Below are 7,568 nucleotides of genomic sequence, written 5' to 3'. Positions count from 1 at the left end.
CTCTTCTTATGGCAACAGGCAGTTCCTTATATTCAAGAGAGCCCACTTCTGGGAGGTGCAGCAAGGGTAGGCATTACTGCCCTCGCCAACATTAACGCCGCGTGTCCCGCCGCCCCTGCCGGCCTGACAGCTGCTTGGCGGTATCCCGCAACAGGGACTTGCCCAGCCTCCGCATGGCCTGCGGAGACAGCCGCAGGTCGCCGTCGGCTCCCCGCCGCAGGTAGCCGCCGTCCTGCATGGCCCGCTCTACCTCGGCGAGGGTGCGGGCGGTCACGGCGGCATTCTGGCCAAGCTGGCGGGCGAGGGCGTCCAGATCCAGATCGCCGAGGTTTGACCCGTTGTAGGACTGGGACAGCTGTTCGGCCAACCCGTCGAGCTCGGCGAGGTCCTGGAGCACGCCGGTGCCGTCACCCAGGCCCACGCCCTCCTGGCCCTCAAAGCGTTCGGACCCGGTCCAGTCCTCGCCGGGGCGCAGGGCCCGCAGGCTGGAGTCCAGCTGATCAAGCTGGGCCATCAGGTCCGGTGAGCCGAAAGCCTGGGCCGAGAGCCGCATGAGCTCATCGCGCTGTTCGTCAGACATGGACTGCAGGAGCCGCTGCGCTGCGGCCGCGCGCTTGGCGAGGGCATCAATCAGTTCCTCCACGGACTGGGGGTTCTCCGGAAAGAAACCGCCGTGCCTGGCCATGAAGTCCTGGAAGTCAGCATCGGTGTCTTCGCCGCGCCGGTGTTTGTCCAGCAGCCCGTTGAGGTCCCGCAGCATGCTGTTCACGGCAGCCCGGTCCTCATCCGTGGCGTTCTCGAGCGCCTGCTTCATCCCGGCGAACCGCTGGTCGAGGACCTCACGGCCGAGCAGGTCCTTGATCTGCTCGTACGCCTCCCGCGCAGTGCTGGACTGCCAGTCGTAGGAGGCGAGCTCGTTGACGGCTGCCGCCGTGGACTGGGGCAGGTTCTGCAGCTGCATCTCCCGGAAGGCCCGGTCGGTGTTGTCCATCATCGCGTCCCGGGCAAGCTGCTTGCGTTCCTCCAGCACGGCCGTTTCGAGCAGCTTCTGGACCTCGTTGAGGGTGCCGTCGAGGCGGTGCCGGCCCAGGAGTTCATTGCGGCGCTGCTGGACGCGCCGGGCGAGGTCATCCAGGCCTTCCCGGTTCCGGCCGCCGCGCCGCAGGAACTCCTGCAGGGCGTGCCGGGGCGAGTAGCCGGCCATGACGTCCTCGGCGACGGCGTCCAGGGCCTCGGCCAGGTCAACGGGGGGCGCGAGCGGGTCTGGCCCGCCCGTGTACCGGCCATACCTGGCGGAGTGGTTGTGAACGCCCATGATGCCTCCTGTTCCTGTCCTGGCCGTGCCGCTGCTTTCAGCCAGCTGCTGCCGTTCTTCCGCTAGCCGTAGATGGTTTCCTCGTCGTCGGACTCCTTTGAGATCCGCCGGGCGAGGTAGAGGCCTTCCAGTGCGAGTTCAATGGCGGCTGCGCGCTGCCCTTCGTTGGTTGCACCGAGCCGGCCGCTGATTTCGTCGTACAGGCCCGTTCCGTTGAGGGACGGCAGGTTCTGCAGGAATTCCTGCGCCGTGACATGTTCGCCGGTGGTCACGGTCCTGTGGCCGTCGAGGGCAGCGACAAGCGGCCCCAGGTCGATGCCTTGATAGTGCGCCCGCACTGCCTCGGCGGTGGCGGTGCGCAAAAGGTGGTCCAGGACCGCCTGCTCGCGGCCTTCTTCCCCCGACTCGAATTCGATCTTGCCGGTGAGGACGTCCACCGCGGTGCCAAGGTCCACGATCCGGGCCACGGCTTCCTCCTCCCCGCGGACACTGGCCCGGCGAAGCGCTGCTGCGGCGACGGTTTCCGCACCGGCGATGGCGAACCGTGCGGAGACCCCGGAGGTCTGGTTGATCGCCGGGGACTGCCGGAGCGCGCGGGTGTATCGGGCCAGGATCTCAAGGATGACGGGCGGGACATCGGCCACCAGCTGCCCCTCCTGCCGAATCACCGCCACCTCGTCGGCCAGCTCTATCGGGTAGTGGGTCCGGATCTCGGCGCCGAACCGGTCCTTTAGCGGCGTGATGATCCTGCCGCGGTTGGTGTAATCCTCCGGGTTGGCCGACGCGACGACGAGTACGTCCAGCGGCAGCCGCAGCACGTAGCCGCGGATCTGGATATCGCGCTCTTCCATCACGTTCAGCATTGACACCTGGATCCGCTCGGCAAGGTCGGGCAGTTCGTTGATGGCGATAATGCCGCGGTTGGAGCGCGGGACCAGGCCGTAGTGGATGGTTTCCGGATCCCCCAGGCGGCGGCCCTCGGCCACCCGCATCGGATCGACGTCGCCGATGAGATCGGCAACGGATGTGTCCGGGGTGGCGAGCTTCTCCACGTACCGTTCCGACCGGTGGCGCCATGCCACGCGCATCCGGTCCCCTTCGGTGAGGGCGCGGGCGCGGGAGTGCTCCGTGATCGGCTCGTACGGGTGTTCGTTGAGTTCCGAGTCCTCGATCACCGGTGACCATTCGTCCAGCAGCCCGGCCAGCGTGCGGAGGAGCCGGGTTTTGCCCTGCCCCCGTTCGCCGAGGAGCACGACGTCGTGGCCGGCTATCAAGGCGCGCTCGAGCTGGGGAAGGACGGTTCTGCTGAAGCCGTACAGCCCGGGCCATGGATCGCGGCCGGCGGCGAGCGCGGCGAGCAGGTTGTCGCGGATCTCGTGGCGCAGGTCCTTGTGGACGTGCCCGGCCGCACGCAGTTCTCCAACCGTGAAGATATCGGGTCGATCAGTCACCACTCCACGGTAGTCCCCTCATGTGCTGTGAATCGAGGGATTTCTGCAAACACCCGTTCCTCAGCCGTTTCCGGGCATACCCTGATACCGATGATCGCAGCAACGCAGACAATGCCACCGCAACCGCCGGCGGGACCGGAACGCACCCTCCTCCTCCTGGTTCGCCATGGGGAGACGCCCACCACGGGAAGGGTGCTGCCGGGGCGGGCACCGGGGCTGTACCTGTCCGAGCGGGGCCGGGTGCAGGCCGAACGCGTAGCCGAACGCCTCGACGGGCTTCCGGTGAACGCCATCTATTCCTCGCCCCTGGAGCGGGCCCGGGAAACTGCAGCGCCGGCCGCAGTGCGCTCCGCATTGGAGGTGAACGAAGATCCCGGGCTGCTCGAATGCGACTTCGGCGACTGGACAGGGGCCGCGCTCGCCGAACTGGCCGCTTTGCCGCAGTGGCAGGCCGTCCAGCAGAGTCCGTCAACGTTCCGCTTTCCCAACGGGGAAAGCTTCACCGAGATGCAGGCGCGGATGGTCGGTGCACTCGAGGTGCTGCGCACCGCGCACCCCGGAGGCGCCGTCGTATGTTTCTCCCACGCAGACCCGATCAAGGCCGCCGTTGCCGACGCCCTGGGCACCCCCCTTGATCTTTTCCAGCGCATCGTGATCAGCCCCGGCTCGGTCTCGGTCATCTCCCATGTCGAAGGCCAGGCGCCTGCGGTGCTCATGGTGAATTCGACGTCAGAGCCCCTGAGCGGGCTGAGGGCGCAATGAAACCGGGCGCGCCTGGCTGGGCCAGGCCTTGAAAAGGGACAGCCGGTGCCGGGGCGGGAACTGACGCTGCTCAACAAAGGCCGGGTGGAACTGCTGGCACGCATCCCGAGGAGCAGCAACGCCACGTTCCTTGTGCGGGTTTCCTCCGGGGACGACTCAGCCCATGCTGTCTACAAGCCGGAGGCCGGAGAACGGCCATTGTCCGACTTCGAGCCCGGACTGTACCGGCGCGAACGCGCTGCGTACCTCCTGAGCGACTACCTGCAGTGGGGGCTCGTGCCGCCAACAGTGATCCGGGACGTCTCTCCCTTGGGAATTGGGTCGCTGCAATGGTTCGTGCCCTGCGACTACCGGGACCACTACTTCACCCTGTACGAGGAATCGCCGGAAACCCATGACGCCCTGTTCCGTATCGCCCTGTTCGATTTCATCAGCAACAACACGGACCGTAAAAGCGGACACGTTTTGCGCGGGCATGACGGGCGGGTATGGGGCATCGACCATGGGCTGTGTTTCTCCGCCGGCTTCAAGCTGCGCACTGTCATTTGGGATTTTGCGGGCGAACCCATTCCTGCCTCGTTGCTGCAGGACGTGACCCCGCTCGTGGAGCGCGTACCGCCCGACGTCGCGCAGCTTCTGGACGACGCCGAAGTGGCCGCCCTGCAGCGGCGTGTGCAGCGTGTGCTGCGGGATTGCGTGCTGCCGCTCGACCCCACCGGAATGCGTTACCCATGGCCCCTTGTGTAGGTGACGGACGCAGCTCTATGAACGGGAGCGGCCGCTACGATGGGCCAGTGCGTTCCACAACCTCAGGCTGGCATCCTTCCTCCCGCGTTTCCGAGCAGGTGCCTGGCGTCTTCCTCGTTGAGGGACCAGCCTCGAACTGGATCGTGGTCCGCGACGGGTCGGGTTTTATGCTCATCGACAGCGGCTACCCCGCCGATAGCCCCCTGGTGCTGGAATCGATCAGGCACCTGGGACTGCAGCCGGCTGATGCCCGGGCCGTGCTCATCACGCACGGCCACGTCGACCACACCGGAGCTGCGGCCCACTTCTCCGGCAACTACGGCACCCCCATCCTTTGCTCGCCGGAAGAGTTGGCCCACGTCCAGGGCAAGGAGAAGCACAGGTCACGTTCAGCCACGTCCTCGTCCGTGCATGGCGTCACAGACGCTTCTATGTCTTGTCAAGCGGCTGGAAACGGGTGCTGGCGCGGACCAAAGTTGGTTGCCGGTGGCGGGGCGGCTTAGGTGTCCGGCCAGCGTCCCCTCTCCCCCCGTTGTTTTGGCTGCTGGCGAAGCTTGCGGAGCTGTGGCCGACGGAGGCCTGTCTACCCGCAGGGCAAGGGGCGGGAAATTCCCGGAGGAAATCAGCGACAAAGGAGCGCCGCAGGGACATTTCGTGCACCGCAGGCCCCGACGAAGGAGGGGCTAGACGGGCCGGAGCGGACACGTACAATCCGTCAGGACAGCAGCCAAAACGTCGTAGACAAAACAGGGCCAGGGGCGGCGGAGCCCTGCGGAGCCGGCACTGGACCCACAGCCGGCCGCGCCAGCGGACGCCCTTTTCCTGGTGAGCCCTGCGAACCCTCCATCAGCACCCCGATTCTTCTTTCGGCATCCCTTGGCATAGGCGGCCGCGCGCCCCGGTCGCCGGCACTGAGTGTGCGAACGGCGGTCCGCCGCAGCCGACCCACCGCGCAAGCCGGCCACGACGGCGGACCGCCAGCGGTGACCGCCCCGGCAATGGGACGGCCACCTGACGGGACTAGCCTGCGAGGAGTTCGGCCAGTTCGGCCGCCTCGGACACCAGCACCGCCGCGCCTTCTTTCAGGAGCCGGAGGCATCCTGCGGAGTTGGCGCTGTGCACGCTCCCGGGGACGGCCGCGACGTGCCGGGCAATGGTTTCGGCGTGATGCGCGGTGTTAAGCGCACCGGACCGCCACCGGGCTTCCACAACGCAGGTCACGCCTGCGAGAGCCGCGATGATACGGTTCCTCTGCAAAAACCTATACCTGGTCGGCGCGGTTCCCGGGGGCAGTTCGGAGAGCGTCAGGCCGTTGGCGCGGATCGCGGCCGCGAGGTCAGCGTTTCCGGACGGGTAGTCTCGGTCGAGGCCTCCGGCCAGTACCGCGAGGGTTGCGGGTCCTTCTCCCTGGCTCCCGGCCAATGCGGCCCGGTGTGCGTGCGCATCGATGCCGTAGGCCAGACCTGAGATCACGCAGATTCCACGTTGGGCCAACCCGTATGCCATATCTCCTGTAACGGAGGCGCCGTAGCTGGTCGAGTCCCGGGATCCGGTCAGGGCCACACACTTCGAAGGCGCTGGGATGCCGTTGTCGATGTTGCCCCGGTACCAAAGCCCGTACGGGGCGTCGGGCAGGTCGTTTAAGCCTTCGGGCCAGTGCTCATCTCCTGGGATGAGGAACCCGCCGCCGAGGCGTTCGGTGGTTGCCAGGTCCTTCTCCGGGTCGACCTCCGGAACCCGCGGAGCCCATCGTCTCAACGCTTCTGACAGTTCTTCGACGGAGGCCTCCGGAATGGCGTGTACGGGCTGGGCGCCGGTGGCAAGCCTCAACGCGGCGTACGCGCCGAGCCTGCCCACGAGGGCCCGACCGACACGGTCGCCGGGTTCGAAGAGTCGGGTCAGGGCTGCGCGTGCAATGCGATCGTTCATAGTTTCTCTCGTCCTTGCTGAGGATCCGGTGGGTGGGTCGGCTTTGGTGACCGGCCAGCGTCCCCTCTCCCCCCGGTTGTTTTTGCCTGCTGGCGGAGCGACGCGTAGCTGTGCCCGACGGAACCGGGGCAACCCGAAGGGCAAGCAGCGGATGGGTTGTGGGAGGAAATAAGCGAAGCGCCGACACAAGGCATCGGCCGCGCAGCCGTCCGCAGGACGGTTGAGCCGGTGGAGCGGGCACGTACGATCCGAAGGACAGCAGCAAAAATAGAAAAATGCTTTTACAGTCCGAGCGAAGCGAGGTCTGTGCAGTAGACCTGGGCGCTAGCTGGGCGAGGACGGGAAACCGGAGTCTTCAGTCAGCTCGTGGTTTCCGGGCTACGTTGTGGTGCTCTAGCGTGCAGCACGAGCTTGCTGGTGGCCGTAGAGCGCTGCGCGCTCCAGCCCACGAGACGCGCGGCGCCATCGGCGGTGCGCCCCTTGGCCACTTGGCCTTGGCGCGGGCGTCCTGGGAATGGCGGTCTTCTTGCAGCGCTAAGTGGCACTCTTAGCATAGGACGCCGCAACGGTCCTCACATGATGCGCCTTTGGATCTCGCGGTACACCGTCGTCCGCGATACCCGGAACAGTTCGGCCAGTTCCGCCTGCGAATGCTCGCCGGCGTCGTGCAGTGTCAGCAGGTGCTTCCGCTGCGTCTTGGACAATTTTGGCTGCTTGCCTTTCAGCCGCCCCTTCGCTTTTGCGACCGCCATACCCTCGCGGGTGCGCGCCCGGATCAGATCTGCCTCAAACTCGGCCACCATCCCCAAGACGTTGAACAGCAGCTGGCCTACCGGGTCAGTCGGATCGTGGGTGCTGCCGCCGAGACTAAGGGCTACCCCTTTGGCCGTCAGCTCGTCCGCTATATCCCGGGCATCGGAAAGGGAACGCGCCAAACGGTCCAGCTTGGTCACCACCAGCGTATCGCCGGCTCGGCATGCCGCCATCGCTTCACGCAGTCCAGGACGCACCCGGTCAGATCCCGTCAGTCCGTGATCGACGAAGATTTGCTTCTCTTCAACACCAAGGGAAAGGAGAGCGTTTCGTTGGGCGGTTAGGTCCTGATCGTTTGTCGAGACCCGGGCATAACCGATCTTCATTCCAGTCATGAGGAACAGGGTTGCAGTAATCCCCCCGTCACCGTGCATTTGATCGTGCGGGTCTTACGTACATGGCCTAAGCCAGTAACTGCACGGGAGGTGCGGCACGTTTCCTGGGCACGGTGATCGACCGGCTAACGGGCACATCTCGATTGCGCCTTCGTGCGCTGATCACGACATGAGGGCGAGCGGCAAGGGAGGATGTAGGAATGAGTTCACAAATGC

The 7,568-nt window shown here is 66.1% G+C and carries 6 protein-coding genes and 1 pseudogene; 3 read left to right on the top strand and 4 right to left on the bottom strand.

Annotated elements, in window-relative coordinates:
* Nucleotides 1–97: 97 nt before the first annotated feature.
* Both AC5RV1_RS20850 and AC5RV1_RS20845 read right to left on the bottom strand, forming a co-directional pair.
* Nucleotides 98–1,315 (bottom strand): annotated as a pseudogene (locus tag AC5RV1_RS20850) (hypothetical protein); the annotation flags it as partial.
* A gap of 62 nt (nucleotides 1,316–1,377) precedes the next feature.
* Nucleotides 1,378–2,766 (bottom strand): sigma 54-interacting transcriptional regulator, encoded by a 1,389-nt coding sequence (locus AC5RV1_RS20845; protein WP_493948218.1) that lies wholly within the window; start codon nucleotides 2,764–2,766, stop codon nucleotides 1,378–1,380.
* A 90-nt stretch (nucleotides 2,767–2,856) separates the two neighbouring features.
* Between AC5RV1_RS20845 and AC5RV1_RS20840 the strand changes: the two genes are divergently transcribed.
* The 3 genes from AC5RV1_RS20840 to AC5RV1_RS20830 are packed head-to-tail and all read left to right on the top strand — an operon-like array spanning nucleotide 2,857 to nucleotide 4,778.
* Complete coding sequence (locus AC5RV1_RS20840; protein ID WP_493948217.1) at nucleotides 2,857–3,528, top strand: MSMEG_4193 family putative phosphomutase; 672 nt, start codon at nucleotides 2,857–2,859, stop codon at nucleotides 3,526–3,528.
* Between the two features lie 45 nt (nucleotides 3,529–3,573).
* Complete coding sequence (locus tag AC5RV1_RS20835) at nucleotides 3,574–4,275, top strand: SCO1664 family protein (protein WP_493995886.1); 702 nt, start codon at nucleotides 3,574–3,576, stop codon at nucleotides 4,273–4,275.
* Nucleotides 4,276–4,322: 47 nt separating this feature from the next.
* Nucleotides 4,323–4,778: an MBL fold metallo-hydrolase gene (locus AC5RV1_RS20830; protein ID WP_493995885.1), complete on the top strand. Its 456-nt coding sequence runs from the start codon at nucleotides 4,323–4,325 to the stop codon at nucleotides 4,776–4,778.
* A 517-nt stretch (nucleotides 4,779–5,295) separates the two neighbouring features.
* Here AC5RV1_RS20830 and dprA read toward each other — a convergent pair.
* A complete protein-coding gene (gene dprA / locus AC5RV1_RS20825) occupies nucleotides 5,296–6,204 on the bottom strand; it encodes a DNA-processing protein DprA (protein WP_493995884.1) in 909 nt (302 codons plus the stop codon).
* Nucleotides 6,205–6,776: 572 nt separating this feature from the next.
* Nucleotides 6,777–7,352: a recombinase family protein gene (locus AC5RV1_RS20820; RefSeq protein ID WP_493995883.1), complete on the bottom strand. Its 576-nt coding sequence runs from the start codon at nucleotides 7,350–7,352 to the stop codon at nucleotides 6,777–6,779.
* Nucleotides 7,353–7,568: the final 216 nt, after the last annotated feature.

The organism is Arthrobacter sp. Hb9-2 (assembly GCF_059091165.1).
This window is presented reverse-complemented; position numbering and strand designations above follow the sequence as displayed.

Coding starts and splice junctions, on each gene's coding strand:
- AC5RV1_RS20840 (WP_493948217.1), top strand. CDS start 2,857: ATGATCGCAGCAACGCAGACAATGCCACCGCAACCGCCGGCGGGACCG.
- dprA (WP_493995884.1), bottom strand. CDS start 6,204: ATGAACGATCGCATTGCACGCGCAGCCCTGACCCGACTCTTCGAACCC.
- AC5RV1_RS20820 (WP_493995883.1), bottom strand. CDS start 7,352: ATGACTGGAATGAAGATCGGTTATGCCCGGGTCTCGACAAACGATCAG.